The 26,849-nt window shown below is 73.2% G+C and carries 18 protein-coding genes; 12 read left to right on the top strand and 6 right to left on the bottom strand.

The genetic code is table 11. The features are described 5' to 3' along the window. Nucleotides 1-48: 48 nt before the first annotated feature. Nucleotides 49-1,497, bottom strand: a complete 1,449-nt coding sequence (locus ACIP37_RS05415; RefSeq protein WP_400803088.1) for a helix-turn-helix domain-containing protein — start codon at nt 1,495-1,497, stop codon at nt 49-51. Between the two features lie 302 nt (nt 1,498-1,799). On the opposite strand from ACIP37_RS05415, the gene ACIP37_RS05410 reads away from it, so the two are divergent. Next, complete coding sequence (locus ACIP37_RS05410; protein WP_400803090.1) at nt 1,800-5,006, top strand: M28 family peptidase; 3,207 nt, start codon at nt 1,800-1,802, stop codon at nt 5,004-5,006. 193 nt (nt 5,007-5,199) lie between these two features. Further along, on the top strand, nt 5,200-6,438 hold the full coding sequence (locus tag ACIP37_RS05405; RefSeq protein WP_400803093.1) for a cytochrome P450: 1,239 nt from the start codon (nt 5,200-5,202) through the stop codon (nt 6,436-6,438). On the opposite strand, the gene ACIP37_RS05400 is transcribed toward ACIP37_RS05405, so the two are convergent. After that, nucleotides 6,387-6,746, bottom strand: coding sequence for a hypothetical protein (locus ACIP37_RS05400; protein WP_400803096.1), 360 nt, complete (start codon nt 6,744-6,746; stop codon nt 6,387-6,389). The two genes, ACIP37_RS05405 and ACIP37_RS05400, sit on opposite strands and share 52 nt — an antisense overlap. Nucleotides 6,747-6,758: 12 nt before the next feature. On the opposite strand from ACIP37_RS05400, the gene ACIP37_RS05395 reads away from it, so the two are divergent. From ACIP37_RS05395 to ACIP37_RS05380, 4 genes are all read left to right on the top strand, one after another. Next, a complete protein-coding gene (locus ACIP37_RS05395; RefSeq protein ID WP_400803098.1) occupies nt 6,759-6,887 on the top strand; it encodes a hypothetical protein in 129 nt (42 codons plus the stop codon). A 72-nt stretch (nt 6,888-6,959) separates the two neighbouring features. Continuing rightward, entirely contained in the window at nt 6,960-7,262 is a 303-nt protein-coding gene (locus ACIP37_RS05390; protein ID WP_363581822.1) for a muconolactone Delta-isomerase family protein, read from the top strand. Next, nucleotides 7,259-7,618, top strand: coding sequence for a YybH family protein (locus ACIP37_RS05385; protein ID WP_400803101.1), 360 nt, complete (start codon nt 7,259-7,261; stop codon nt 7,616-7,618). The genes ACIP37_RS05390 and ACIP37_RS05385 overlap by 4 nt, the downstream gene beginning before the upstream one ends. A gap of 362 nt (nt 7,619-7,980) precedes the next feature. After that, on the top strand, nt 7,981-9,084 hold the full coding sequence (locus ACIP37_RS05380) for a DUF4157 domain-containing protein (protein WP_400843316.1): 1,104 nt from the start codon (nt 7,981-7,983) through the stop codon (nt 9,082-9,084). Nucleotides 9,085-9,143: 59 nt separating this feature from the next. Here the strand turns inward: ACIP37_RS05380 and ACIP37_RS05375 are convergent, their stop codons facing one another. From ACIP37_RS05375 to ACIP37_RS05360, 4 genes are all read right to left on the bottom strand, one after another. Continuing rightward, complete coding sequence (locus ACIP37_RS05375; RefSeq protein WP_400803106.1) at nt 9,144-9,839, bottom strand: hypothetical protein; 696 nt, start codon at nt 9,837-9,839, stop codon at nt 9,144-9,146. Continuing rightward, entirely contained in the window at nt 9,836-14,056 is a 4,221-nt protein-coding gene (locus tag ACIP37_RS05370) for an NEW3 domain-containing protein (protein ID WP_400803109.1), read from the bottom strand. Before ACIP37_RS05370 ends, ACIP37_RS05375 begins: the two co-directional genes overlap by 4 nt. A gap of 82 nt (nt 14,057-14,138) precedes the next feature. After that, the gene (locus tag ACIP37_RS05365; protein ID WP_400803112.1) at nt 14,139-16,583 is read right to left on the bottom strand and encodes a discoidin domain-containing protein; all 2,445 of its coding nucleotides are present in this window, start codon (nt 16,581-16,583) and stop codon (nt 14,139-14,141) included. 215 nt (nt 16,584-16,798) lie between these two features. Continuing rightward, the gene (locus ACIP37_RS05360) at nt 16,799-17,875 is read right to left on the bottom strand and encodes a LacI family DNA-binding transcriptional regulator (RefSeq protein WP_363581810.1); all 1,077 of its coding nucleotides are present in this window, start codon (nt 17,873-17,875) and stop codon (nt 16,799-16,801) included. A 170-nt stretch (nt 17,876-18,045) separates the two neighbouring features. Between ACIP37_RS05360 and ACIP37_RS05355 the strand changes: the two genes are divergently transcribed. The 6 genes from ACIP37_RS05355 (at nt 18,046) to ACIP37_RS05330 (ending at nt 26,833) form a co-directional block, all read left to right on the top strand. Beyond that, entirely contained in the window at nt 18,046-19,335 is a 1,290-nt protein-coding gene (locus ACIP37_RS05355) for a sugar ABC transporter substrate-binding protein (RefSeq protein WP_363581808.1), read from the top strand. A gap of 97 nt (nt 19,336-19,432) precedes the next feature. Next, complete coding sequence (locus tag ACIP37_RS05350) at nt 19,433-20,305, top strand: sugar ABC transporter permease (protein ID WP_363581806.1); 873 nt, start codon at nt 19,433-19,435, stop codon at nt 20,303-20,305. A 5-nt stretch (nt 20,306-20,310) separates the two neighbouring features. Further along, a complete protein-coding gene (locus ACIP37_RS05345; RefSeq protein ID WP_363628372.1) occupies nt 20,311-21,237 on the top strand; it encodes a carbohydrate ABC transporter permease in 927 nt (308 codons plus the stop codon). Nucleotides 21,238-21,313: 76 nt separating this feature from the next. Further along, nucleotides 21,314-22,582, top strand: coding sequence for a glycosyl hydrolase (locus ACIP37_RS05340; protein ID WP_363581802.1), 1,269 nt, complete (start codon nt 21,314-21,316; stop codon nt 22,580-22,582). Between the two features lie 49 nt (nt 22,583-22,631). Further along, nucleotides 22,632-25,673 carry a glycoside hydrolase family 38 C-terminal domain-containing protein gene (locus ACIP37_RS05335; protein ID WP_363581799.1) on the top strand — a complete coding sequence of 1,014 codons (3,042 nt, stop codon included), beginning with the start codon at nt 22,632-22,634 and terminating at the stop codon, nt 25,671-25,673. Nucleotides 25,674-25,882: 209 nt separating this feature from the next. After that, nucleotides 25,883-26,833, top strand: a complete 951-nt coding sequence (locus ACIP37_RS05330) for an ROK family protein (RefSeq protein ID WP_400803118.1) — start codon at nt 25,883-25,885, stop codon at nt 26,831-26,833. Nucleotides 26,834-26,849 lie beyond the last annotated feature (16 nt).

Raw genomic sequence — 26,849 nt, 5'->3', positions numbered from 1 at the left:
AGCGCGAGCCGGGCGCGAGGGCGCGGGCCGTGCGGGTGGCGCCGCCCGTCAGGACCCCGCCAGCTCCGCCAGCCGCCACGCCGCCTCCGGCCGGTACGCCGCGAGGCGGTCGCGCAGGCCGCGCAGCTCGTACCCGACCAGGGCCGGCAGGGCCGCCGCCGGGGCGGTCTCCAGGGCGGGCCCGAGCAGTTGGACGGCCGTCTGCGGGTCGTGCGCGCAGGCGTGGCAGTCCGCCACCCGGACGGTGAAGAGGAGACGGCTGGAGGGGAGCTGGGCCGGGCCGAGCAGGCCGAGCGCGGTCTCGGCCGCGGTCAGCGCCCGGCGGGCCAGCCGGGGGTCGCCGACGACCGCGGCGAGGTCGCGCAGCGCGGCGGCCGCGCCGGACTCCACCCGCAGCCGCATCGAGGCGATGGAGAGCCAGGGCGCGTCGTCCTCGTCCCGGGCGCCGATGTGGTCCAGGTGCAGCCGGGCGCGGCCGAGGTGGCGAATGGTGGCCCGGACGTCGCCGGTGAGGGCGTGCGCACGGGCCTGGCCGATCTGGCCCATCGCGCCGGCCCAGTGCCGGCCGGGGGCGGCGCGGCCGGTCTCCCGGGCGTAGCCGAGGGCGGCGGCCGGGTCACCGTCCATCCGGGCGAGGGTGCTCATGTCGCTCAGCGCGGCGACCTGGGTGGCCTGGTCCCCGGCGAGCTCCGCCCAGGCGAGCGCGCGGTCGAAGCAGGCCATCGCGGTGGCGTTGCGGCCGTCCTGCATCCGCAGCGCGCCCGCGGCGTGCGCGTGCTCGGCGGCCAGTCGGGCGAGCGGGCGGCGCTGCGCGGCGGGGGCGGCGGCGAGCCGGGCGAGCACGGCCTGCAAGGTGCGTTCGACGGCGGCGGCCAGGCCGGGCAGGCCGCCGGCCTCGCCGGAGCGCAGGTGGGCGGCGAGCAGCCCGGTGAGGGCGTGTGCGGTGGCGGCGTCCAGGGGTGGCGCGCCGGCCGGGTTCGCGGCGCAGAACTCGGCGTGCAGCGCGGCGAGTTCGACCGGGTCGGGGACGTCGCAGCCGTCGGCGCCGTGCAGCGGGCAGAGCAGGCCGTAGTCGGGCAGCCGGGGCGGCGGCTGGGCGGGGGCGCTCCAGCGGGCCGGGCCGCCGGGCCCGTTCGCGGCCGCGGTGGGCAGCGGGGGCCGCAGCAGGGCGGGCGCGAGGGGCGCCAGGGAGGGCAGTTCGGCGGTCTCGGCCCGCTGGCAGGCGGCCCGCAACTCACCGCCCGCGCCGAGGAGTTCGTCGATCCTGTCAGCGATCCGAGGGGTGACCCGGCGGGCGCCGTGCTCGATCTTGCTCACCGCGGTGTGGTCGTAGCCGATTCCGGCGCCGAGTTGGGCCTGGGTGAGGCCGGCCCGGCGCCGCCAGTGGCGCAGCCGGGCGCCGAAGTCCCGCCAGGCGCCCAACTCCTGGGCGGGCGGGGCGACGGGTGGGGACGGAGGTGCGGACGCCGGTTCCACGGCCACGCGGTTCCGGTGCACGGCTGCCTCCTCCGGTCGCTTCCCCCGGGCCCCTCGCCAACCTTCCGACCATCAGGACGGTACTCGATGACACCCGGTCCGTACATGAGGTGGTCTCAACCACTCGGGCAAAAGCCCAGCTTGACGGAATTTGCCAACCCTATGCATCGCGTGCACCAGCCATTGACCAGAGCATGACGCCGTGTGAGGGTTCCGGCACCCGAGCGCGGACGGCCCGCACGGCCGTCCCCCAGACACGGCCCTGCGGTGGGCCACCAGCCCTGCCGTCCGCGGTCGAGGACCCCCACATGCGAGGAGCCTCGATGCAACGCAGAGTTTCCACAGGACGGTTGCTGACCACGGCGACCACCCTGACCGTGCTGGCCGGCATGATCGCCGCCACGGCCGGGCCGGCCACCGCCGCGCCCACCCCCTCTCCCGCACCACCCAGCGCCCTCGCGGCAGCCGTCAACGCCGCCGACGCGGCCGCGGCCGCCGGCCTGGACGCACTGGCCAAGGGCCCCGGCGAGACCTACGAGCGCCGGGCCGTCACCCCCTGGCTCGGCGGCCTCTACTCCGTCGCGTACGACCGCAGCTACCGCGGCCTGCCGGTGGTCGGTGGCGACGCCGTGGTGCTCGCCGACGGCCAGGGCAAGGTCCGCGGCCTCCAGTCGGCCGCCACCGGGCCGGTCGGCGGCTCGATAACCCCGCAGGTCAGCGCGGCGAACGCGGAGAAGACCGCGCGCACCAAGCTGGCCGCGGTGGACTCGGTGGCCGAGCGCCGCCTGGTCGTCCGGGTCAAGGACGGTGCGAGCCGGCTCGCCTGGGAGACCGTCCTCAAGGGCCGTACCGAGAGCGCGCCGAGCACGTTGCACGTCTTCGTGGACGCCGCCAGCGGCGAGGTGATCGACAGCTACGACGATGTCCGCGCCGGCACCATCAACAGCAAGTGGAACGGCCCCGGCCCGCTGACCATCAGCACCACCAACTCCGGCGGCTCGTACTCGCTGCGCGACCCGAACCGGCCCGGCCTGACCTGTTCCGACTACAGCAGCGGCCAGGTGTTCAGCAAGTCCTCCGACTCCTGGGGCACCGGCAACCCCTCCAGCAAGGAGACCGGCTGCGCCGACGCCATGTGGGCGGCCCAGAAGGAATGGGACATGCTCCGCGACTGGCTCGGTCGCAACGGCCACAACGGCAACGGCGGCAGCTGGCCGGTCAAGGTCGGCCTCAACGACGTCAACGCCTACTGGGACGGCAGCTCCGTCTCCATCGGCCACAACCAGAACAACGAGTGGATCGCCGCCCAGGACGTCGTCGGCCACGAGTTCGGCCACGGCATCGACCAGTACACCCCCGGCGGCGCCAACAACGAGAACGGCCTGGGCGAGGGCACCGGCGACATCTTCGGCGCGCTCACCAAGGAGTACGCCAACCAGCCCGCGCCCTACGACTACCCCGACTACCAGGTCGGCCGGCAGGTCAACCTGGTCGGCCAGGGGCCGATCCGCAACCTCTACCAGCCCTCACTGGTCAACAACGACCCGAACTGCTACTCCTCCTCCATCCCCAGCACCGAGGTGCACGCGGCGGCCGGCCCGCTGAACCACTGGTTCTACCTCCTGTCGATGGGCTCCAACCCGGGCGGCGGCAAGCCGTCCAGCCCCACCTGCAACAACTCCTCGGTCACCGGCATCGGCGTCAAGCAGGCCGGCCAGGTCTTCTACGGCGGCATGCTGCTCAAGACCAGCGGCATGACCTACAAGCGGTACCGCACCACCACCCTGACCGCCGCCAAGAACCTCGACCCGACCTGCAACTACTTCAACCGGACCAAGGCCGCCTGGGACGCGATCAGCGTGCCCGCGCAGAGCGGCGACCCGACCTGCACCCCGTCCGGCAACAACGACTTCTCGCTCGCGCTCGGCCCGGCCTCCGGCTCGGTCCAGCCCGGCGCCTCGACCACGGCTACGGTCTCCACCGCCGTCACCTCGGGCACCGCGCAGACCGTCAACCTGACCGCCTCGGGCGCCCCGACCGGGGTCACCGCGACGCTCAGCCCCTCCTCCGTGCAGACGGGTTCGTCCGCGACGCTGACCCTGTCGGCCTCCTCGGGCGCCCCGGCCGGGACGTACGTGATCACCGTCACCGGCACCGCCGGCGCGGCCACCCACACCGCCCAGTACACCCTGACCGTCGGCGGCGGGGGCACCCCCGGCGGGCCCGCGCCCGACATCGACGTCGCCAAGGTCCAGGCCCACCTGACCCAGCTGAACACCATCGCCAGCCAGAACGGCGGCAACCGCCGGGCCGGCAGCGCCGGGCACAGCCAGTCCGTGGCGTACATCAAGGGCAAGCTGCAGGCCGCCGGCTACACCGTGACCGAGCAGACCTGCACCTCCTGCACCTACCAGTCCAACAACCTGATCGCCGACTGGCCCGGCGGCCCCGCCGACCAGGTCACCATGTTCGGCGCCCACCTGGACAGCGTCTCGGCCGGCCCCGGCATCAACGACAACGGCTCCGGCTCGGCCACCCTGCTGGAGAACGCCCTCGTCCTCGCCCAGCAGAACCCCACCCTGACCCGGCACGTCCGGTTCGCCTGGTGGACCGGTGAGGAGCAGGGCCTCCAGGGCTCGCAGTCCTACGTCGGCCAGCTCAGCTCCACCCAGCGCTCCGCGATCAAGTCCTACTACAACTTCGACATGGTCGGATCGCCCAACGCCGGCTACTTCATCAACAACATCACCTCCGCCGCCGCCGCGCCGATGAAGGCCTACTGGGACTCCCTCAACCTCCAGCCGGAGGAGAACGTCGAGGGCCAGGGCCGCTCGGACGACTACTCCTTCCAGCAGGCCGGCATCCCCACCTCCGGCTACGCGGCCGGTGCCGACGCCGTCAAGACCTCCGGCCAGGCGACCAAGTGGGGCGGCAGCGCGGGCCGTTCGTACGACTCCTGCTACCACCAGTCCTGCGACACCACCAGCAACATCGACCCGACCGCGCTGAACCGCAGCGCCGACGGCGTGGCCTACACCATCTGGAAGACCTCCGTCGGCGGCACCACCCCCGCCAACGACTTCTCCCTCGCGGTGAACCCGGCCACCGCCACCGTCAACCCCGGCGACTCGGCCACCGCGACGGTCTCCACCGCCACCACCTCCGGCTCCGCCCAGACGGTCAACCTGACCGCCTCCGGCGCCCCGGCGGGCGTCACGGTCTCCTTCAGCCCGTCCTCGGTGCAGTCCGGCGCCTCGGCCTCGCTGACCATCGCGACCGCCGCGAACACGGCGGCCGGCACCTACAGCATCACGCTCACCGGCACCGGCTCCGCCACCCACAGCACCAGCTTCTCGCTGGTCGTGGGCAACGGCCCGACCAACCCCGGCGGCACCTGGACGCCCGGCACCACCTACCAGGCGGGCGACGTCGTGACCTACAACGGGGTCAGCTACCGCTGCCTCCAGGGTCACACCGCCCAGGTCGGCTGGGAGCCGCCGATCGTCCCCGCCCTGTGGCAGGCCGTGTGACCCGCAGGTCACCTGCCTGACACCCCGTAAGCCGCTGCGCCGCGGTCCGTCGAGGGGGACGGATCGCGGCGCAGCCGTGTGCCGGGCGCACCCCCGGGTCACCGGGCGTAACCGGGCCGCCACTCGGCTGACGTACAGTCGGCTGCGGGGCGGGCCGCCCGCCCACGACGGCCGACCCCCGAGGAGACTCCTGGTGACCACCGACACCCGCCCCGTACCGGAGCTGGCCGCCGAGGCCGTCGAGCAGTGGCGCAGCGAGGAGGCCGACCTCGTCGACCTGCTCGCCCGGGCGCAGCGGGGCATCGGCGGCATCGCCGCCTTCCGGCTCGGCCCCACGCCCACCGTGCTGGTCACCGACCCGGCCGCCGTGCAGCACGTGCTCGGCCGCCACCCCGACCGCTACGTCAAGCGCTCGCACCGCGCGCGGATGCTGGTCGGCGACGGCGTGCTCTCCGCCACCGGGGACGCCTGGAAGCGCCAACGGCGGCTGCTGCAATCCCAGTTCACCGGCACCGGGATGCGCCGCTACGAGCAGCGGATCGCCGCCGCCGCCCGCCGGACGGCCGACCGCTGGGAGGGGTACGCGCGCAGCGGCGAGACCTTCGACCTCGGCGAGGAGATGCGCGGATTCGCCCTCGACACCGTCTGGCGGGCCCTCACCGGGCTGCCGCTGGACGACCGCACCGACCATGAACTCCGTTCTGTGGAACGGGTGGTGGCGGCCATGCCGACCCTGCCCACGGACGCCGGGGACGCCCGGGACGCCGTCGCCGCCGACCTCGCCCGGATCGACGCCGTCGCGCTGGCCGCCATCGACGCGGCGCGCTCGGCGACCGACGCCGAGGAGCCCGGCGTGCTGCGGGTCCTGCTCGACGCCTCGGCCCAACACCCCGAGTACACCGACCGGTTGATCCGCGACGAACTCGTCACCCTGCTCGTCGCCGGGCACGAGACCACCGCCACCACCCTGACCTGGCTCTTCCTCCTCCTCGACCGCCACCCCGAGGCGCGCGGCGCGGACCCGCAGGCCCTGGTCAGCGAGGCCCTGCGGCTCTACCCCCCGGCCTGGCTGCTCCCCCGGCACGCCGTCGAGGACGACGTGATCGACGGCCACCGCATCGCCGCCGGCACCGACGTCCTGGTCTGCCCCTACCTCACCCACCGCGACCCGGCCCTGTGGCCCGACCCCGAACGCTTCGACCCCTCCCGCTTCACCGCCACCGGCGCCCGCCCCGCCCAGCTCGGCGCGTACCTCCCCTTCGGCCTCGGCGCCCGCGCCTGCCTCGGCACCCAGTTCGCCGTCCGCGAGACCACCGCGCTGCTCGAACTCCTGCTGCCCGCCCACACCGTGCGGTTCCGATCCGTCCCGACCGGCTCCGCCTACAGCATCACCGTCCGCCCCGACGGGCCGACGCCGGCGGTGCTGGGCTGACCGATCCCGGTCGCGGTCCCGGTCGCCGGCGGGAGGAAGTCGTCGGCCAGTTCCTCGCCGGCGAGGGCGGCGTCGACGCGGGCGTGGATGTGCGCGTGGGTGACCGGGCAGTCCAGCGGGCGGTCGCGGTGGCAGTCGAGCATGTGGGTCAGGACGGCCGCGGCGCGCTCCAGACGGCGGGCGCGGGCCGTCATCTCGTCCCGCTGCGCCGCCAGCAGCGCCTTCCGCTCCGCCGCCTGCTCGCTCGCCATCACGGCGGCTTCCTCGCCCCCGTCCTCGCCGCCGCCCGCACCGACCAGCGGCCGCACCTCCTGGCCGTGGTGGCCGTCTGCGTCCTCTGCCTGCTCGGCGTCATGCTCGCCCCGGCCGCCGGTGCTCCGCTCTGGGCTGGCATCCTCGGCATCGGCATCGGCATCGGTATGGGCGCCGGCCGCGACGCCCGGCCGTAACCGGCGTGGCACTCCTCGGTGCCCGTACGTGCCCCTCGATACTCCGGTAGACCCCTGTACGAGAGGACACCGATGGAATTCCTGGTCGACATGGTGACCACCGTCCCGGACGGAACCACCGAGGACGCGGTCGCCGACATCCGGGCCCGCGAGGCCCAGCGGTCGCGCGAACTCGCCGCCCAGGGTGCCCTGTTGCGGCTCTGGCGCCCGCCGCTCGCCCCCGGCGAATGGCGCACCTGGGGCCTCTTCAGCGCCCCCGACGAGACGCGGCTGGAACAGGCGCTCGCCTCCATGCCCCTGCGGGTATGGCGCCAGGACACCGTCACCCCGCTCGCCCCGCACCCCAACGACCCCGGCACGGGAGGCGCCCGATGAGCGACGAAGCCGTGCTGCGCGGCGTCCTCAACCGCTGGAAGGCCGCCGTCGACGCCCACGAACCCGAGCAGGCAGCCGACTGCTTCACCGAGGACGCGATCTTCCAGGGCCTCCACCCGTACACTGTCGGGCGGGCCGGCATCAGTGCCTACTACGCCTCCCAGCCCCCCGGCATGACGGCCGACTACCGCATCCTGGAGTCCCGGCGGCTCACCCCGACTCTCCTCCTCGGCTACCACAGCGTCGACTTCGCCTTCTCCGACCGCCCCACCCTTACCGTCAACCTCGGCGTCCTGCTGCGGCGCTCCGACGACGGCTGGTCCATCGCCCACTACCAGGTCTCGCTGCTGCCCTGAACTGCGCCGACACATCCCATCGCCGCGATCCGTCGCACACCACGTCGTGAACCCGGCCCGCCGAGCACCCAGCTCGGCGGGCTGACGGGGGAGGTGGCCCCGGGGGACATCGGACGTTGCCCTGGCGTACCTTCCGCCGGAGGTGCGGGGTCGAACAGACTGGGAGGGACTGTCGACGATCCCTCGAAGGGGCCTTACCTGTGCGTGCCCATGACTCCGGTAGTGCGTTTGCCACCGACCGACGACCGGGCCGTACCAGTCGGCCCACGGCTCCCGCCCGGCTGCCCTCCGGTGCCCGGGCCGTGACGCCGGCGGCGCTCACCGCCACGCAACGGGCCGTGGGCAATGCCGCGGTGAGCCGGATGCTGGAGCAGGAACAGGAGCAGCACGAGCACGCTGCGGCCGACGTGCAGCGCTCGGCCGTCCACGAGGTGCTGCGGAGCCCCGGCACACCGATGGCCGACGGGCTCCGGGCCGAGATGGAGACCCGGCTCGGCGCGGACTTCTCCGATGTCCGGCTGCACACGGGTGCGACCGCCCGGGAGTCGGCGGCGGGGATCGGCGCCCGCGCGTACACCTCGGGCAGCCACATCGTCCTCGGTGATGGAGGGGGCGACAAGCACACGCTCGCGCACGAGTTGACCCACGTCATCCAGCAGCGCAGCGGCCCCGTCGCGGGCACCGACAACGGGAGCGGGCTGCGGGTCAGCGACCCCTCGGACCGCTACGAGCGCGAGGCCGAGGCGAACGCCTCCCGGGTGCTGTCCCGGCCGCTCGCCCGGGAGTCCGAAGCGGAGCACGCGGCCCACGCGCACGGCACGCAGGCCGGCGAGCCCTCGGTGCAGCGGCGCCCCACGGCGAAGCCCGCCGAGGAGGAGGGCGACCACACCCACGTCGACGCCGACTATCCGGGCATGCGGCTCATCCTGGACCAGAAGCTGACCGACGAGCACTACGAGAAGATCTACCAGCTCGCGGGCTCCGAGGAACGCGTGATCTTCGACGAGGACGGCAGCTACGGGTACATCAAGGTCGACGACGGCCTGGAGACCTACTACAAGCTCGTCAACATGGAGGTCGGCCCCGAGCAGGCGCAGGCGGACCTGAGCGGCCACGTCAACCGGCAGCGGGACTCCAGCTACCACGTCCGGGCCGGTGCCGGGACTTTCGAGGGCGCACAGATCGACCAGTTGCAGGACTTCGCCGCGCAGGGCGTGCGTCCCGGCCAACTGGTCGAGGTGAGCGTCGCGTTGCTGCGGCAGGCCAGCGGTCGTGCGCAGACGGTGGCGGGCGGGCTCGACGAGAAGCGGCTCAGTGCCGCCGTCACCGGCATGAAGAACAGCGCCGCGCTCGAACCGATCAAGATCCGGGTCGACGGGGGCGGCATCAGCATCCAGGACGGGAACCACCGCCTGGGCGCGGCCGTTCAGCTGGGCGCCGCGTACGCGCCCTGCAAGATCGTCTGACCGCCCGTTCCGCTGCCGACCTCGCTGGTGATCCCGGCGAGGTCGGCAGCGGTGGCGTCTCAGTGGCGGTGGTGGTTGTCGGGTTGGGCCGGGTCGCCGGGGTGCTCCAATCCCTCGACGAGGGTGAGGCGTCGGGCGCGCTCGTGGTCGAGCCAGCGGACGAAGGCGGCGCGGCGGGCGGCCTCGGTGAGGTCGGCGGTGGGGTCGTGCTCCTCTGTGACGGTGTGCACGGAGCGGAGCGCGGCCCTCCAGGGGCCGGCGGTGACCCAGGTGCCGGGCGGAGCCTCGCGGAGGGCTTCGGCGAGGGCGGTCGGGAGGGTGTCGGGGTTGGCGTCGAGTTCGCCGTCGGGCAGGGCGAGGTGCCAGACGGCCGACGGCGGGCGGGTGGTCAGGGTGCGGTAGTGGGCGACGTCGGCGGCGGAGGGTTCGACGTCGGCGGTGACCGCCGCGTAGACGGCTCGGACGGCTGGGCTGCCCTCGTAGGCGGCGGCGGTGATGGAGCCGAGTTCGACGGCGGCCTGCTGGTCCAGGCGGGCCGGGCCGGTGGACCGTACGGGCAGGTCGCGCTCGGTGGCGACCGCCTCGCACAACGCCTCGGTCAGCAGCACCTGGGCGACCCAGCGGCTGAGCTGGCGGTCCTCCGAACTGCCGGGCTGGGGCAGGGCGGTGGAGCGCGGGCCGGTGCGGAGGGCGGCGAGGCGGTGGTCGAGGGCGGCGCGCGGGAGGGGCTTTCCGTCGAGCAGACCGAGGGTCATGCCTCCACCTCCAGGGCGACGGTCGGGGAGTACTGGCAGCGGCCGAACCACATGACCTTGGCCAGCGCCCAGTACGCGCCGGGGTCGGTGGATTCGGGGGCGGCGATCTCGAAGGCCACGGTCGAGGACGATCCGGCCGGGACGGCGAAGCCGCGGACCGGGTCGGCGATGGCGTCCCAGGTGCCCCAGGGGGAGACGAGTTGGAGTTCGCCGCGGATCTCGCCGCGGGTGCGGTTGGTGAGGGTGAGGCCGAGGGTGGTGCGGCCCCCCGGGGTGACGCGCAGGGTCTCCTCGGAGACGGCGACGTCCAGGCCGGTGTCGCGGCCGGTGGTGGCCTTGGTGCCCTGGGCGATCGTCCAGTCCTCGGGGGCGTCGCCGGGGACGGGCAGCAGGTTGGGGAGGTCGCCGACGGCGATGGTCACGACGTCCTCGATCTCCTGGCCGTCGTGCACGATCCGGACGGCGGCGAAGTGCAGGCCGGGCAGGACTTCGGCGGGCGGGGTGAGGGTGACCGGGAAGCGCAGGTGGCCGCCGGGCTCCAGCCGGTAGGGGCGGCTGCCGAGGCTGGTCTGCCAGCCCTCGGGCGGCAGGACGACGGCCGTGCCCTCGACCGCCGCGTCGCGCAGTTGCGAGGACAGGGCGACGGAGAGTTCGACCGCCTCGCCGTCCGTCCGCAGCAGGCCGGGCGAGGCGCCGACGGAGACCGGCAGGTAGCCGAGCGGCGCCGGACCCCGGTTGTGCAGCCAGTAGCGGGCGTGGACGGGTTGCGCGGGTTCGGCGACCGGGCCGAGGACCGGGCCGCCGGGCTCGGCGGCGACGCCCGGGGCGGCGAGCAGGGTGGCGATCTGCGAGCCGGCGAGGTCGACGCGTTCGACGGCCTCGCCGAGGGGGCGTTCCAGCAGGTCGGCGGGCCGCAGGTGGCTCAGCCCGAGTGCGCCGCCGAATTCCGCCGTGCGTCCGAGTCCGGTCGACTCGACCAGCCGGACGGCGAGTTCGCGCCCGACGGCCGCCGCCGAGCCGTGCGCGATGGGGTTGCCGGCGGGCTTGAGCGCGCCGAGCAGGACTTCGCGCTGCGGTTCGACCCGCAGCCAGGAGAGGGTGGCCGGCAGCGGCCCGTCCTGCGGCGGCGCGATCCGGGCGTGGAACGGGTGGTTGAACTCCTGGCCCTGGGCGGGCAGGGTCTGGCTCCGCCAGTCGCCCGGGCCGCCGACCAGTGCGTAACTGAACTCGTGCGTCCAGTGCTGGAGTTGGAAGGAGGCGCCGTCGGGCAGGGTGCGCCGGGGCGGGTCGATCCAGACGCCGGAGGGCCAGCCGGTGCAGGAGCGCATCAGGGAGAGGTGCAGGGCTCCAGTGGTGTCGACCGCGAAGCCGGGCAGGCCGAAGCTGAGCAACGCGACGGTGTGGTCGGCGAGTTGGTCCACGACGTCGGACGGGCAGACGGCTCCGATCCGGGCGTCGGCGAGGTCCGCGACGAGCGCGGCGGCGTCCGTGACGACCAGTGCGGGCAGCGCCCGCAGGTCCCGCAGGTCGGCGCCGGGCTGCCAGACCTCGGCGAGCGGGGTGAGTGCGGGCACCCAGACCGCGCCGTGCGTCTTGAGGACGCTCGCGTACTCCTCGCCGGCCCGCTCGATCAACTCCCGTGCGGCGTCGTTCTCTTCCGGCCCGCCGAGGACGATCCGGAAGTCGGGCAGGTTGGAGTCGACGTCCAGCCAGCCGTACCGGGCCCAGTCGGCGCCGGAGGTGGTGGCGGTGACGCCGACCCGGGCGAGGGCGACCACCAGCGGGCGGGCGTCGGCGGCGTCGTCCAGGCTCGGCACGACCACCTCGGCGACGCCCAACGCCCGCTCCCCCAGCGGCGATCCGGCCGGATCGGACAGCACGGCGCGCGCGGTGGCGCCGAGGCCGAACCAGGTGTTGGCCGGGTTGTCCAAGGTCCACGGCGCCTCGGCGGAGTCGACGTCGGGCAGGGCGAAGCCGCGCCCGACGACGGCGCCGGCGACCTCGCTGACCGGCAGCGCGCCGGGCAGGTCGACGGGGAAGCGCAGCCGCAGCAGCCGGTCGGCGCCGGAGTAGTCGACGACCCGGGTGCGGCAGTCGACCCGGTCGAGGCCGCGCCACAGGGTGACGGTCTGCTCGTAGCGGATCCCGTCGACGGTGCCGCCGATCACCAGCCGCTCGCCGAGCGGGCCGGTCTCGCGGCGCACGTCGGCCGGGGCCGTGCCGGAGCCGCGCACCGGTCCGCTGGGCACCAGGTGCCAGGGGCCCTCGCCGAAGTCGGGATGCTGCGGGTACTCCTCGTAGACCCGCAGTTCGTTGCCGATCCGGCCGCCCTGGATCAACTCCCGGTCGTGCAGGAGGTCGTGGACGGAGGACAGGCCGCCGCCACGGACGGGGTCGGCGCTCACCCGGTAGCGGTCGTTGGTGATCACCACCCCCTCGGCCGCCGTCCAGGGCTCCGCCGCCGGGCCCTCCACCAGCCGCCAGGTGCGCCAGCCGAGCGCGGGGACGTCGGCGGCGAGGAAGCGCAGGGCCCCCCGGTCGACGGTGCTCGGCACGGGCTCGCCCCGGTCGTCGAGCACCCGTACCGCCCCGGTCTGCGGGGGAAGTTGGACGACGACCAGGTCGGTCCGGTCGAAGGAGAGCGTGTTGGTGACGACCACGGCCGAACCGGCGGCCACCGCCGACCCGCCGGCCCCCTCCGGACCGACGCCGGCGGTGGAGATCCGCGCGGTCAGCGCGTCCAGCGCCTGGTCCCGGACGGCGGCCGCGAGGTCGTGCGCCTCTCGCCAGCCGCCGAGCAGGTCGAGGTAGACCTGGTCGGACTCGGAGCCGGTGATGGCGTCGTGGTGGGCGCCGTAGGCGAGTTGGCGCCAGACCTTGTCGAGAGCGGCGGTGGGGTACTGCCCCAGGCCGTGGACGGCGGCGAGGGTGGCGAGCTTCTCGGCGTCGGCGGCCGCGACCTCGCCGGCCCGCTGGGCCTGCTTGGTGTCGATGTACGAGACGTCCTTGCCGGTGTAGACCGGGTTCATGTCGCGGGTCTGCGGGCTGGGCCGGCGGCCGGTGGCGGCGAGTTCGGCCCGGACGGCGTCGAGGAAGTCGCGCGGGGTGGCGCAGACGAAGCGCGGCCAGAGGTACTTGGCGGCCCAGGAGCGGTGGATCTCGGTGACCCACTTGTTGGGCGGGGTGTAGTCGGTGCCGACGGGCAGCAGCAGGTTCCTGGTCGCGCCGACGGGCTTGAGCTTGCGGTACAGCTCGTAGACGGCCTGTTCGGCGGTGGCGAGGTCCGGGGAGGAGTCCATCCACCAGCCGGCCGAGTAGTGGTGCGGCATGTAGTGGGTGAGCACGCCCTCGCCGGAGGGGGCGATCCACTCGAACTCGCTCGGGAACTGCATCACCCGGGCGTCGTCCTTGGCCTCGCGGAAGTTCTTCTGGATCGGGCCCCACTGGTGGAAGGGGCCGCGGGCCCAGGCGCTGCCGGTGAGGCCGGCTGCGGCGAGGTGGCCGGGGAACTGCGGGTCGTGCCCGAACACGTCGAGCTGCCAGGCGGTTTGCGGGTCGCCGCCGAGGATGTCGCGCTGGTAGCCGATGCCGTAGACGAGGTTGCGGATGGTGGTCTCGGCGCCGGTCAGGTTGGTGTTGGGCTCGTTGTAGGTGCCGCCGACGAGTTCGACCTGGCCGCGCTCGAGCAGCGTGCGCAGGGTCTCGCGGCGCTCGGGGTGCTGGTCGAAGTACGGCTTGAGGTAGTCGACTTCGGCGAGGACGAACTTGTACACCGGGTCCCGCAGCGCGAGGTCCATGTGCGCGTCGACGAGCGCGAAGCCGTTGCGCTCCCAGAGCGGCCGGGTGGTGGCGTCGGCGGAGAGCAGTTCCCAGGGGGAGGTGTAGGCGGCCTGGGTGTTCCACCAGACCGGGTCGTAGTGGAAGTGGGAGACCAGGAACATCGTCCAGCCGGGTTCGGCGACCTCCACCAGGGCGTCCACGGAGGCGCCCTCCGCCTCGACGGTGACGGGGAGTTCGGTGCCCGGCTCGGGGGCGCCGGTGAGCTCCAACGGGACTTCGACCAGCCCCGTGCCGGTCGCCTCGCCGCGCACGCCCGGGCCGCTGACGGTGATCCGGGCGGCCGGGCCGTCGAGGGTGACCCGCAGCAGTTGGCGCGGGGCCTCCTCGGGACCGGTGAAGAGGTCGGTGTTCTCGACGGCGGTGATGGTGACCGGCACGGGGAGGGTCCTTTCGGTGCAGGTGCGGGGGCCGGGCGCGGGGTTGGGTGCCGCGCCCGGCGGGAGTTGCTGACGTGCCCGGTTACTGGCCCCAGGCCTCGAACTCGTAGATGCGGGCGGCCGGGTCGGTGTTCTGGGTGGGCTTGGTGACGACCAGCCGGACGTAGCGGGCGGTGGTGGTCACCGGGTGGGTGGTGGTGCCCGCGGTGTTGCCGGTGACGTCGGCGACCGTCGTCCAGGGGTCGGTGGTGTTCGAGCGGACCTGGATCGAGAAGTCGCGGGTGTTGAAGGCCGCGCTCTCACCGCCGGCGCCCGCGTGCTTGACCACGAACTTCGACAGCTGCTTGGCCGAGCCGAGGTCCACCTCGAGCCACTTGGAGCTGTTCAGGCTGCACCACTTGTCGCCGGTGCCGCCGTTGACGCTGCCGTTGACGGCCTTGGCCGGGCCTTCGCCGGCGTTGCACTGGCCGGAGGCGGTGGCCGGGCGGTTCAGCGCCAGGTTGCCGCCGGTCGCGGGCGGCGTGCCCGTCCAGCCGACGGTGGTGGAGGCGGCGGTGGAGCGGCCGTAGGTGGTGGAGACGGCCTCGACGTCGAGGGTGGTGGCGTCCTCGGTCCCGGCCCGGTCGAGCCGCCCGACGTAGTACGCGTCGTTGGGGGTCGCGCCGAGGAAGGTCCGGCTGCCGTCGGCGTTGCGCCGGTACACCTCGTAGTGGTGGACGTCGCCGCCGGGCGCGGCCGTCCAGGAGAGCCGCAGCGACTGGCTGGAGCCCGCCGTCACGTCGCTCGCGCCGAGGACGGTGAGGCCGCTGGGCGCCGCCGGGGCGCCCACGTCGCCGTCGTGGACGGAGATCTGGCCGATCCGCACGTCGTAGGCGGGGTCGGAGCCGTCGGCCCGGAGGGCGAGCTGGGCGATGGTACGGCCCGCGTACGGGGCGAGGTCGAGGGTGTGCCGCTCCCAGCCGGTACCGGAGTTGGCGCCGACGTCGATCGTGGTGAAGCTGTTCGGCGCGTCGGTGAAGGAGACCGCGGCCTTGAGCTTGGTGGGCCCGGCGGCCGGGGTCCTGACCACCAGGTCCAGCTTGGTGTTCGCGGCGACGGGCAGTTTGGTCTCGTACAGCCGCACGGTGTTGGCGGCGTCCAGGGTGCCGGTGAGGCGCAGCGAGGAGCCGCCCTGGTAGGCGTCGGTGAAGTCGACGGACGGGGTGAGCTTGCTGCCGCTGGAGTCGACCATCCACCGGTAGGTCGGCGGGACGTCCTGGAGGGACAGGTTGTTCCAGCCGCCGGTGGCGACCCGGGTGCCGGCGGAGTTGTAGAAGTCCCCCTGCCCGGTGTTGAAGTTGGTGACGAAGGGCTTGGCGGTGATCGGCGAGGACTCGGCGACGTAGCCGGCCAGGCCGGGCCAGTTGTCGGAGGGGTTGGCCTTGGACGGGTCGTTGTCGGCGCCGACCCAGTAGCGGGCGTCCTTGGCGTAGAAGTCGGCCCGGTCGGTGGCGGACTTCCAGGTCCATTCGGGCCGGTAGAGGCCGAGCGAGGTGGTGTGCGGCTGGCCGGTCGGGAAGAGGGACTTCCAGTCGACGCCGGTGTTGTAGCCGTTGGCCTCGGTGTCGATGCCGGAGTAGAGGTCGTACTCGCTGCGGCCGAGTTGCCGGGCCAGCGCGCGGGAGGAGTTCAGGCCGCCGGAGCTCCAGTTGAAGTTCAGGAACATCGAGTCCGAGGTGCGCTTCGAACCGTCCTGGAGGAACGGGGAGTTGGCGGAGGTGAGGGCGTTCTGCCAGTTGACCGAGCCGGAGGTGGTCATGGCGTCGTACCACATGAACTCGGTGCCGCTCTTGGCCTTGCTGTACTGCATGAGGTTGCGCACTTCGGTGGCGAGGGCCGAATCGCCGCCGCCGGTCTCCTGGTTGATGAACCAGCCGTCGAAGCCGTAGTACTGGGCGGCCTGGGCGAGTTTGTCGGCGACGGGGTAGCTGTTGCCGGACTTCTGGACGAAGTCGCGGAGCCACTGGAGCTGGCCGCCGTAGGCGGCGGGCGGGAAGAAGACGGTGCCGTAGACCTTTACGCCGTTGCGGTGGGCGGCGTCGATGACGGTCGGGTTGGGGGCGAGGATCAGGCCCTCGCCGGCCGAGCCGCCCCAGAAGACCAGCTTGTCGACGTACTGCCAGTAGCCGAAGGCGTAGTAGTTGGGGTCGGCGGAGCCCTGGGAGGGGTTGTTGGAGGTGGGCCCGAAGGAGACCAGGGAGGCGATCTTCCCTTCGCCGGTGCGGGCGTTGGGGTTGGCCTTGAGGGCGGGGTCGCTGGTGCGCGGCTGGAGCGGGACGCGGGAGCGGTTGAAGCGGGCGTCCGGGTCGGTGGCCGGGTCCCAGTTGAGGATGGTGGAGGGGTACCAGTACGAGGCGTAGGGCTGGGTGCCGGGGGTGCCGGCGGCCGGGGTGGTGGGCGCCTGCGGCCCGGCCTGGGCGGCGGGGGCGGCACCCAGCACGGCGGCCGCGAGGGCGGCACTGAGCAGCAGGGGTATCCGTCGTGACATGCGGTGGCTCCGATCGAGCGGAGGTGGGTGGGGGCGGGCCGTCGGCGTGGACGGGCCGGGTGCATGTGGGCGTGGCGGTGCGCGAGGAGGCGGGGTGACCGTGTCGCGGCTGCGGCCGGCCGCAGCCGCGACGCGGCGGGCCCGCCGGGGGTGCGGGCCTGCGGAGGGTGCGGGCCTGGGTGCGCGCCGGGCGGAGGCCGCTCGGCGCAGCGAACCTAAACCGGTTCAGGAGCGCTGTCAACGACTCGCGCAGCAACCACCCCGTCGGGTGGCTCGGCCCCCGGCGGCGAGGTGGACTCGCGCACGGTCAGCCGCGGTGTGGGCATCTGCAGGTCGCGCCCCGGGCCGGCCTCGTCGAGGGCCGCCAGCAGGCTGCGGGCGACCTGCTCGCCGAGCGCGAAGGTGTCCCGGCTCAGCGCGGTCAGCGGCGGGTGGACGATCCGGGCCAGCACCGAGTCGTCGAAGGAGACGATGGACAGTTCGGCGGGCACCGCGACGCCCATCTCCCCGGCCACGCCGAGCCCGGCGACGGCCATCACGTCGCTGTCGTAGACGATCGCGGTGGGCCGCCGGGGCCGGGAGAGCAGGGTGCGGGTGGCGGCGGCGCCCTCGGCGTCGCTGAAGTCGGTGGGCACCGACACGGCCTCCTCCAGTCCGAGCCGGCGGGAGGCGTCGCGCAGCGCGCGGATCCGCCGCTGGGTGTGCTGGAAGTGCGGCAGCCCGGCCAGGTGGGCGATCCGGTGGTGCCCGATGGCGGCCAGGTAGTCGACGATGGAGAGCATCGCCTCCCGGTCGTCGGCCCAGATCCGCAGCGGGCCGCCACCCTTGCCGGGCCCGCCCAGGATGACGGCGGGCAGGCCGAGTTCGTCCAGCACCGGCAGCCGCGGGTCGCGGACCTGGAGGTCGACGACGATGAAGCCGTCGACCCGGTGCTCGGAGGCCCAGCGCCGGTAGACCTCGATCTCGGCGGCGGTGTCCTCGACCACCATCAGGTGCAGTGCGACGGAGCTGGCCGAGAGCACCGCCTGGAGGCCGGACAGCAGTTGGCTGAAGAACGGCTCGACGCCGATGGTGCGGGCCGGGCGGGCGATCACCAGCCCGACGGCGTCGGCCCTGGCTCCGCCGAGGGCCCGCGCGGCGCTGTGCGGGCGCCAGTTCATCTCCTCGGCGACCCGCAGGATCCGGGCCCTGGTCGCCTCGCTCACGCCGGGGCGGCCGTTGAGCGCGAAGGACACCGCGCCCTTGGAGACACCGGCCTGGCGCGCGATGTCGGCGATCGTCGGTCTGGCCACAGAACCCGACTCCTCTCTTGACATCCAAGTTTAGGCGGGAGCATAGTCCCTGGCATAGCTAGACCGGTTTAGTAAGACAGGTTCTGGAACTCGGCACCACCCCCGTGACCCAAAACCACCCCCCGAGCTCGGCACGATCCCCCACCCACCCCCAGGACCGGGAGACCCTCATGCGAAGAATCTGGGCGGCACTGACCACGACGGCGTTCACCGCGGCCGCACTCACCGGCTGCGGACTCGGCTCCAGCGAAAGCAAGAACAGCGACAGCGTGGCGAGTGCGGCCGCCACCGGCGAGGTCAAGGGCAAGGTCTCGATCCAGACCTGGGCGCTCAAGCCGAAGTTCACCGACTACATGCAGGGCGTCCTCGACGGCTTCAAGAAGAAGTACCCCGGCGTCGAGGTCGAGTGGCTCGACCAGCCCGGCGAGGGCTACTCCGACAAGGTGCTCAGCCAGGCCGCGTCCGGCGGCCTGCCCGACGTGGTCAACCTCCCGCCGGACTTCGCCTTCCCGCTGGCCAAGAAGGACCTCCTGCTGGACGTCCTCAAGGCCGACCCCAAGCTCGCCGACGAGTACGTCGCGGGCGGCGTCGAGGCCTACCGCTACACCGGCCTGAACGGCACCTTCGGCTACCCGTGGTACCTCAACACCGATGTGAACTACTGGAATTCGGAACTCCTGACGAAGAACGGACTGGACCCGAAGAAGCTCCCCGCCAGCCTGGACGACCTGATCGCCCAGTCCCGGGCGATGAAGGAGAAGTCCGGCGGCCAGACCTACCTGATGAGCCGCAAGCCGGGCCTCGGCGACCTCTACAACGCCGGCGTGAAGCTCATGTCCGACGACGGCAAGTCCTTCACCTTCAACACCCCCGAGGCCGCCGCGCTGCTCGACAAGTACCGCGACGCCTTCAAGGAGGGCCTGCTGCCCAAGGACGTGCTGACCAACACCTACGTCGGCAACTCCAAGCTCTTCAACGCGGGCACGGCCGCCTGGACCACCGGCGGCGGCAACTTCATCACCAGCCTCGCCACCGACAACCCGACGATCGCCCCGAAGATGGTCTCCTCCCCCACCATGGGCGTCCCGCCGCTGTACGTGCAGGGCCTGACCATCCCGAAGAACACCAAGAACCCGGCCGCCGCCGTCGCCCTCGCCCGCTGGGTCACCAGCGCCGAGAACCAGGCCGCGTTCTCCCACCTGACCAGCGTCTTCCCGTCCACCAAGGCCTCCGCGAACGACCCGTTCTTCAGCAAGAGCGACGGCACCAACGCCGGCGACGCCAAGGTGGTCGCCTTCGACTCGCTCGCCAAGGCCAAGCTGATCCAGCCCGTCCAGGTCGACGACGCCATGAGCACCATCGTCAACCAGCAGATCGCGCTGGCCATCAGCGGCGACGCGAGCTCCAAGCAGGCGCTGGACTCCGCCGTCGAACAGTGCAACAAGCTGCTCAAGGGCTGACGGCCAGGCGCCACCCCGACCGTACCGGTCAAGCGGCGGGCCACCCCCGCCCGCCGCACCCGGGAATGACCCGCACCACCCCCAGGAAGGCAACGGCATGACCCACCGGCGTTGGTTCACCCCCTGGCTGCTCGCCGGGCCCGCGATACTCTGGCTGGCCGTCTTCAACCTCTGGCCGGCCGTCAACACGGTGATCCTGTCCTTCACCAACGCCAAGCCCCTGGGCGGCGGGCAGTTCACCGGCCTGGAGAACTACGGGCGCCTGCTCGACGACGAACAACTCGCAGACGCCCTGCTCAACAGCATCGTCTTCATGCTGGTCTGCCTGCCCCTGCTGACCATCCTGCCGCTGCTGCTCGCCCTGCTCGTCCAGCGCAAGATCCCCGGCATCACCTTCTTCCGCACCGCCTTCTACACCCCGGTCATCGCCTCCGCCGTCGTGGTCGCGCTGATCTGGGGCTGGGTGCTGGACGACCGCGGCCTGGTCAACGGCCTGCTCCAGCAGTCCGGTCTGACCGACTCCCCGGTCGCCTTCCTCACCGACCGCTGGCTGCTCCTGTTCAGCGCGATCGCCCTGACCGTCTGGAAGGGCTTCGGCTACTACATGGTCATCTACCTGTCCGCCCTCGCCAACGTCCCGCGCGAACTGCACGAGGCGGCGGCCGTCGACGGCGCCAGCCCGATCCGCCGGTTCTGGCACGTCACCCTGCCCGGGGTGCGGCCGACCATGATGCTCGTCTCCGTCCTCATCTCGGTCAGCGCGCTGCGCGTCTTCTCCGAGCTGTACGTGCTCTCCCACGGCCAGGGCGGCCCGGGCGGGCGGGACATGTCGGTGGTGATGCTGATCCAGATGTACAGCCGCGGCTTCAACGGCCACCTCGGCTACGCCTCCGCGCTCAGCCTGATGCTGTTCGTCATCACCCTCGGCCCGATGCTGCTGCTGATGCGCCTGAACCGGAAGGCGGCCTGAACCCCGTGACCTCCCCCCGTTCGAAGGCCGTCCGCCGCGCTCAAGGCTCGCAGGGCTCCCGGGGCTCGCAGGGCTCCCGGGGCTCCCAGGGCTCCCGGGGCTTCAACACCCCCTCCACCGCCCAGACCGCCGGCCGCTACCTGCTCCTGGTGCTCGTCCTGCTGCTGGTGGTAGGGCCGTTCCTGTGGCAGCTCTCCACCTCCCTCAAGGGTCCCAACGAGGACGTCTACACCAGCACCCCGAGCTTCATCCCCGAACAGCTGACCTTCGGCAACTACGGCAAGGTCGCCGAGACCATCCCGGTCTGGACCTACGCCCTCAACTCGCTGATCGTCGCCGCCATCTGCATCACCGGCAACGTGGTCGGCTGCACCCTGGCCGGCTTCGCGCTCGCCCGGCTGCGCTTCCGCGGCGCCAAGCTCGTCCTCGGCCTCTTCCTCGCCACCCTGGTGCTCCCCGGCGAGGTCACCATCGTCTCCCAGTACGTGCTGGTGCGCGGCCTCGGTCTGGCCGACACCCTGACCGGCGTCGCCCTGCCCGGCGCGATCGCCATGCTCAACGTACTGCTGATGCGCACCGCCTTCGCCGCCGTCCCGCTCGAACTCGACCAGGCCGCCCTGGTCGACGGCGCCACCGTGTGGCAGCGGCTCTGGCACATCGGCCTGCCCAACGTGCGCGGCATGCTCAGCGTGATCGTCATCTTCACCTTCATCGGCGCCTGGGACGACTTCCTCTGGCCCCTGATCGTGCTCAACGACCCGCAGAAGTACACCCTCACCGTCGGACTCCAGTACCTCAACGGCACCTTCTCCGCGAACCCGCGGCTGATCGCGGCCGGCACCATGATCGCCTTCCTGCCGATCGTCGTGGTGTTCGGCGTCTGCCAGCGCTTCTTCTTCAAGGGCGTCGAGGAGGGAGCCGTCAAGGGTTAGGCCCCGGCCGGACGTGTCCGACGATTCCTGACCCCACCGCCCGTTCGCCCCACACCCGTTGAGGACTCACCCGCCCATGAGCAACCCCGCACCGCAGCGCCCCCGCTTCGGCGTCAACTACACGCCCAGCGCCGGCTGGTTCCACCACTGGCTCGACTTCGACCTCGACGCCGTCCGCGCCGACTTCGACTCCATCGCCGCACTCGGCCTGGACCACGTCCGGGTCTTCCCGCTCTGGCCGCTGTTCCAGCCCAACCGCACCCTGATCCGCCCGCGCGCCGTCGAGCAGCTGGCGGCCCTGGTGGACGCGGCCGGCGAACGCGGCCTGGACGTCGCGGTGGACGGCCTCCAGGGCCACCTGTCGAGCTTCGACTTCCTGCCCTCCTGGACGCAGACCTGGCACCGGCGGAACATCTTCACCGACCCCGAGGTCCTCGACGGCCAGGCCGCCTACCTGCGCACCCTCGCCGAGGCGCTGCACGAGCGGCCCAACTTCCTCGGCATGACGCTCGGCAACGAGATCAACCAGTTCTCCGGCGAACCGCACCCCGACCCCGACCGGATCACCCCCGGGCAGGCCGACGCCTGGCTGCGCCGGATGCTCGACGCCTGCGAGCAGGGCGCGCCCGGCCGGATGCACCTGCACGCCTCCTACGACGCCGCCTGGTACCTGGACGAACACCCGTTCACCCCCTGGCACTCGGCCCGGATCGGCGCCGCCACCGCCGTGCACTCCTGGGTGTTCAACGGCACCGCCCAGCGCTACGGCGCCCACTCCACCGCCACCGCGCAGCACGCCGCCTACCTGGTCGAGCTCTCCAAGGCCTGGGCGGACGACCCGGCCCGCCCGGTCTGGCTGCAGGAGGTCGGCGCCCCCGCCCCGCACATCACCGCCGAGGACGCCGCCCGGTTCACCGGCGCCACCGTCGAGGCCGTACTCGACTGCCCGGACGTGTGGGGCGTCACCTGGTGGTGCTCGCACGACGTGGACCGGTCGCTGGCCGACTTCCCCGAGCTGGAGTACAGCCTCGGCCTGCTCACCACCGACCGCGCGGTCAAACCGGCCGGCGCTCGGCTGGCCGAGGCCGCCGCCGAGGCGCGCCGCTCCTGGCAGCCGCCCCAGCCGCGCACCACCGCCGTGGTGGTGGCCACCGGGGACGAGGTGACCGCGCCCAAGCGCTCGGCCTGCGGGCCCGGCGGCGCCGTCTACGAGGCGTTCATGCGCCTCGCCGAGGCGGGCGCCCGCCCGACCACCGTCCTCGCCGAACACGCCGAGGACCAGGCCCACCTGGCCGCGCGCGGGATCACCGAGGTGGTCCACCCGGACGACGTACGTTCTCTCTGACCCTTCGCCTCAGCCGTTACCCCTCAGTCACGCAACGGAGCCCGCTGACATGCACGATGACCGCACGCTGGTCGAGTCCCGCCTCAAGCGCGTCCTGGACGAGCGCATCCGCCCGGCCGTCTACCCCGAGTCCGTCCCGCTGGAGGTCGGCATCTGGACGGCACCCGGCGAGCCCGTCCCGGTCGCCGAGGGCCTGGCCGCGCCGCGCACCCCGATCGCGGTCGGCGACGCCTGGGGCGCGCCGTGGGGCACCAGCTGGATCACCGTGACCGGCACCGTGCCGCAGGCCTGGGCCGGGCGGACGGTCGAGGCGCTGATCGACCTCGGCTTCGACGCCAACATGCCCGGCTTCCAGTGCGAGGGCCTGGTCTACCGCCCGGACGGCACCCCGGTGAAGGGCCTCAACCCGCAGAACCAGTGGGTGCGCATCGCCGCCCCCGCGGCCGGCGGCGAGCAGGTGCTGCTGCACGTCGAGGCGGCCTCCAACCCGGTCATCCTGGACTACCACCCCTTCCTGCCCACCGAGTTGGGCGACAAGGACACCGCCGGCGACCAGCCGCAGTACAAGCTGACCAGGATGGACCTCGCCGTCTTCGACGAGACGGTCTGGCAACTGGTGATCGACCTGGAGGTGCTCGGCGAGCTGATGGCCGAGCTGCCGGTGGACGGCGCCCGCCGCTGGGACGTCCTGCGCGCGGTCGAGCGGGCGCTCGACGCGATCGACCTCCAGGACGTCAACGGCACGGCGGCCGCCGCCCGTTCGGAGCTCACCGACGTGCTGGCCGCGCCCGCCGTGCCGTCCGCGCACCGGATCAGTGCGATCGGCCACGCGCACATCGACTCGGCCTGGCTCTGGCCGCTGCGCGAGACCGTCCGCAAGGTGGCGCGCACCACCGCCAACATGACCGCGCTGCTGGAGGACGAGCCGGACTTCCTCTACACCATGTCCCAGGCACAGCAGTTCGCCTGGATCAAGGAGCACCGCCCCGAGGTGTACGCCCGGGTGCAGAAGGCCGTGGCGGAGGGCCGGTTCGTCCCGGCCGGCGGCATGTGGGTCGAGTCCGACACCAACATGCCCAGCTCGGAGGCGATGGCCCGGCAGTTCGTGCACGGCAAGCGGTTCTTCCTGGACGAGTTCGGGGTGGAGAACCACGAGGCGTGGCTGCCCGACACCTTCGGCTTCACCGGCGGCCTGCCGCAGATCATCCGCAACGCGGGCTCCAAGTGGCTGCTGACGCAGAAGATCTCGTGGAGCCAGATCAACAAGTTCCCGCACCACACCTTCCTCTGGGAGGGCATCGACGGGACCAGGATCTTCACCCACTTCCCGCCCGTGGACACCTACAACTGCTCCATGAAGGGCAGCGAGATCGCCCACGCGGCACGGAACTTCAAGGACAAGGGGGTGGCCCGGCACTCGCTCGCCCCGACCGGCTGGGGCGACGGCGGCGGCGGCACCACCCGCGAGATGGTCGCCAAGGCGGGCCGGATGAAGGACCTGGAGGGCTCGGCCACCGTCCGCTGGGAGAAGCCCGCCGAGTTCTTCGCCAAGGCCGAGGCCGAGTACCCGAACCCGCCGGTCTGGGTCGGCGAGCTCTACCTGGAGCTGCACCGGGCCACCCTGACCAGCCAGGCGAAGACCAAGCAGGGCAACCGGCGCAGCGAGAACCTGCTGCGCGAGGCCGAACTCTGGTGCGCCACCGCCTCGTTGCGCACCGGCGCGGCTTACCCGTACGAGCAGCTGGACCGGATCTGGAAGACCGTCCTGCTGCACCAGTTCCACGACATCCTGCCCGGCTCCTCCATCGCCTGGGTGCACCGCGAGGCCGAGGCGACGTACGCGGCGCTGGCCGCGGAGCTGGACTCGCTGATCGACGGCGCCCAGCAGGCCCTCGCCGGGGACACCGCCGGCGGGCGCGAGCTGGTGTTCAACTCGGCGCCGCACCCGCGCTCGGCCGTCCCGGCCGGCGGGGCCGCCCCGGCCGTGCTCGGCTCGGGCGCCTGCGAGGTCATCGAGCGGCCCGAGGGCGGCTTCCTGCTGCGCAACGGGCTGCTGGACGTGGTCGTGGACGCCGACGGCCTGGTGGCGTCGGTGGTCGAGGTGGCGAGCGGCCGGGAGACCGTCGCCCCCGGCACCCGGGCCAACCTGCTCCAGCTGCACCCGGACTTCCCCAACATGTGGGACGCCTGGGACGTCGACCAGTTCTACCGCAACACCGTCACCGACCTGACCGCCGTGGACGCGCTGACGGCGCTCTCCGCCCCCGACCAGGCCGCCGTCCGGGTGGCGCGCTCCTTCGGCTCGTCCACCGTCGTCCAGACGCTCACCCTGCGGGCGGGCGAGCAGCGGCTCGACATCGACACCGAGGTCGACTGGCACGAGACCGAGAAGTTCCTCAAGGCCGCGTTCCCGCTGGACGTGCACACCGAGCGGTACGCCGCCGAGACCCAGTTCGGCCACCTCTACCGGCCCACCCACACCAACACCAGCTGGGACGCCGCCAAGTTCGAGGCCTGCAACCACCGCTTCGTCCACCTCGACGAGCCCGGCTGGGGCGTCGCCCTCGTCACCGCCTCCACCTACGGCCACGACGTCACCCGCGCCGTGCGCGACACCGACGGCGGCACCACCACCACGGTCCGCTTCTCGCTGCTGCGCGCGCCCCGCTTCCCCGACCCGAAGACCGACCAGGGCCTGCACCGCTTCCGGCACGCCCTCGTCCCGGGTGCGGCGATCGGCGACGCCGTCCGCGAGGGCTACCGGATCGGCCTGCCCGAGCGGCGCGTCACCGGCACCGCCGAGCAGGTCGCGCCGCTGGTGCAGCTGGACAACGACGCGCTGGTGGTCAGCGCGGTCAAGCTCGCCGACGACCGCAGCGGCGACCTGATCGTCCGGGTCTACGAGGCGGGTGGCGGCCGCGCCCGGGGCCTGCTCACCACCTCCTACCCGCTGGCCGGTGCCGTCCCCTGCGACCTGCTGGAGCGGCCCTGGGACGGCACCCGCGGCGAGGTGGCCGTGGAGGACGGCGCGGTGCGGCTGGCGCTGCGGCCGTTCGAGCTGGTCACGCTGCGTCTGAGCGCGGCGGGCTGAGCACCGCCGGCTGACGGGCGGGCGGGGACCCGCCGTTTCGGGGACCCGCCGTTCGGAGCCCCGCTGTTCGGGGCCCCGCTGTTCGGGGCCGCCGTTCGGGGTCTCGCACCCCCGCCCACCGCGCCCCGCATGCCGCACTACGCTGATCGGCGCCCCGGCCCGCCCGCCGGGGCGCCGCCCCCGCCCGAACCCGCCTGGAGCCCGCCGCGATGACCCTCACCCCGCCGCCCGCCGCCACCCCGCTGTTCGCCGCCGTGGACATCGGCGGCACCAAGATCGCCGGGGCGCTGGTCGACGGCCACGGGCGGCTGCGGCACCGGCACCAACTGCCCACCCCGGCCCGGGAGCCGGGCGCGGCCGTGCTCGCCGTCGTGCACGAGGTGCTGGACCGGCTCGCCCGCACCGCCGACTGGTCCGCCGTGACGGCCGTCGGGATCGGCAGCGCCGGCCCGGTCGACCTCGTCGCCGGCTCCGTCAGCCCCGTCAACATCCCCGGCTGGCTCGACTTCCCGCTGGTCGCCGAGGTCGCCGCGCACCCGGCGGTGGCCGCCCGGCGGCTGCCCGTCCAACTGGCCGGGGACGGCGTCGCGATGGCCGCCGCCGAGCACTGGCAGGGCGCCGCCCGGGGCACGGCCAACGCGCTGTGCCTGGTGGTGTCGACCGGGGTCGGCGCCGGGCTGGTGCTCGACGGCGCCGTCCGCCCCGGGCCCAGCGGCAACGCCGGCCACCTCGGCCACATCAGCGTCGACCTGGACGGCGAGCCCTGCCCGTGCGGCTCGCGCGGCTGCCTGGAGGGCCTCGCCAGCGGCACCGCCATCGCCCGCCGGGCCCTCGCCGAGGGCTGGCGCCCGGCCGGGGAGGACCGCTCGGCCCGGGCCGTCGCCGCCGACGCCGAGGCGGGCGACCCGGTCGCGCTCGCCTCCTTCGACCGCGCCGCCCAGGCCCTCGCCGCCGGGATCGCCGCCACCGCGGCCCTGGTCGACCTCGACCGGGTGGTGGTCGGCGGCGGCGTCGCCACCGCCGGCGACGTCCTGTTCGCACCGCTCGCCCGCCACCTCGACCGCTACGCCACGCTGTCCTACATCCGCGGCCTCGACGTCCGCCGCGCCGAACTCGGCACCGATGCCGGGCTGATCGGCGCGGCCGCGCTCTGCCGCTGACCCGAACCCCTCGGAG

Origin of the sequence: Kitasatospora sp. NPDC088861, from assembly GCF_044750105.1 — a bacterium.
In the GTDB taxonomy this organism is placed as follows: domain Bacteria; phylum Actinomycetota; class Actinomycetes; order Streptomycetales; family Streptomycetaceae; genus Kitasatospora.
The sequence above is the reverse complement of the archived record's forward strand: the minus strand, read 5'-3'. Positions and strand labels throughout refer to the sequence as shown.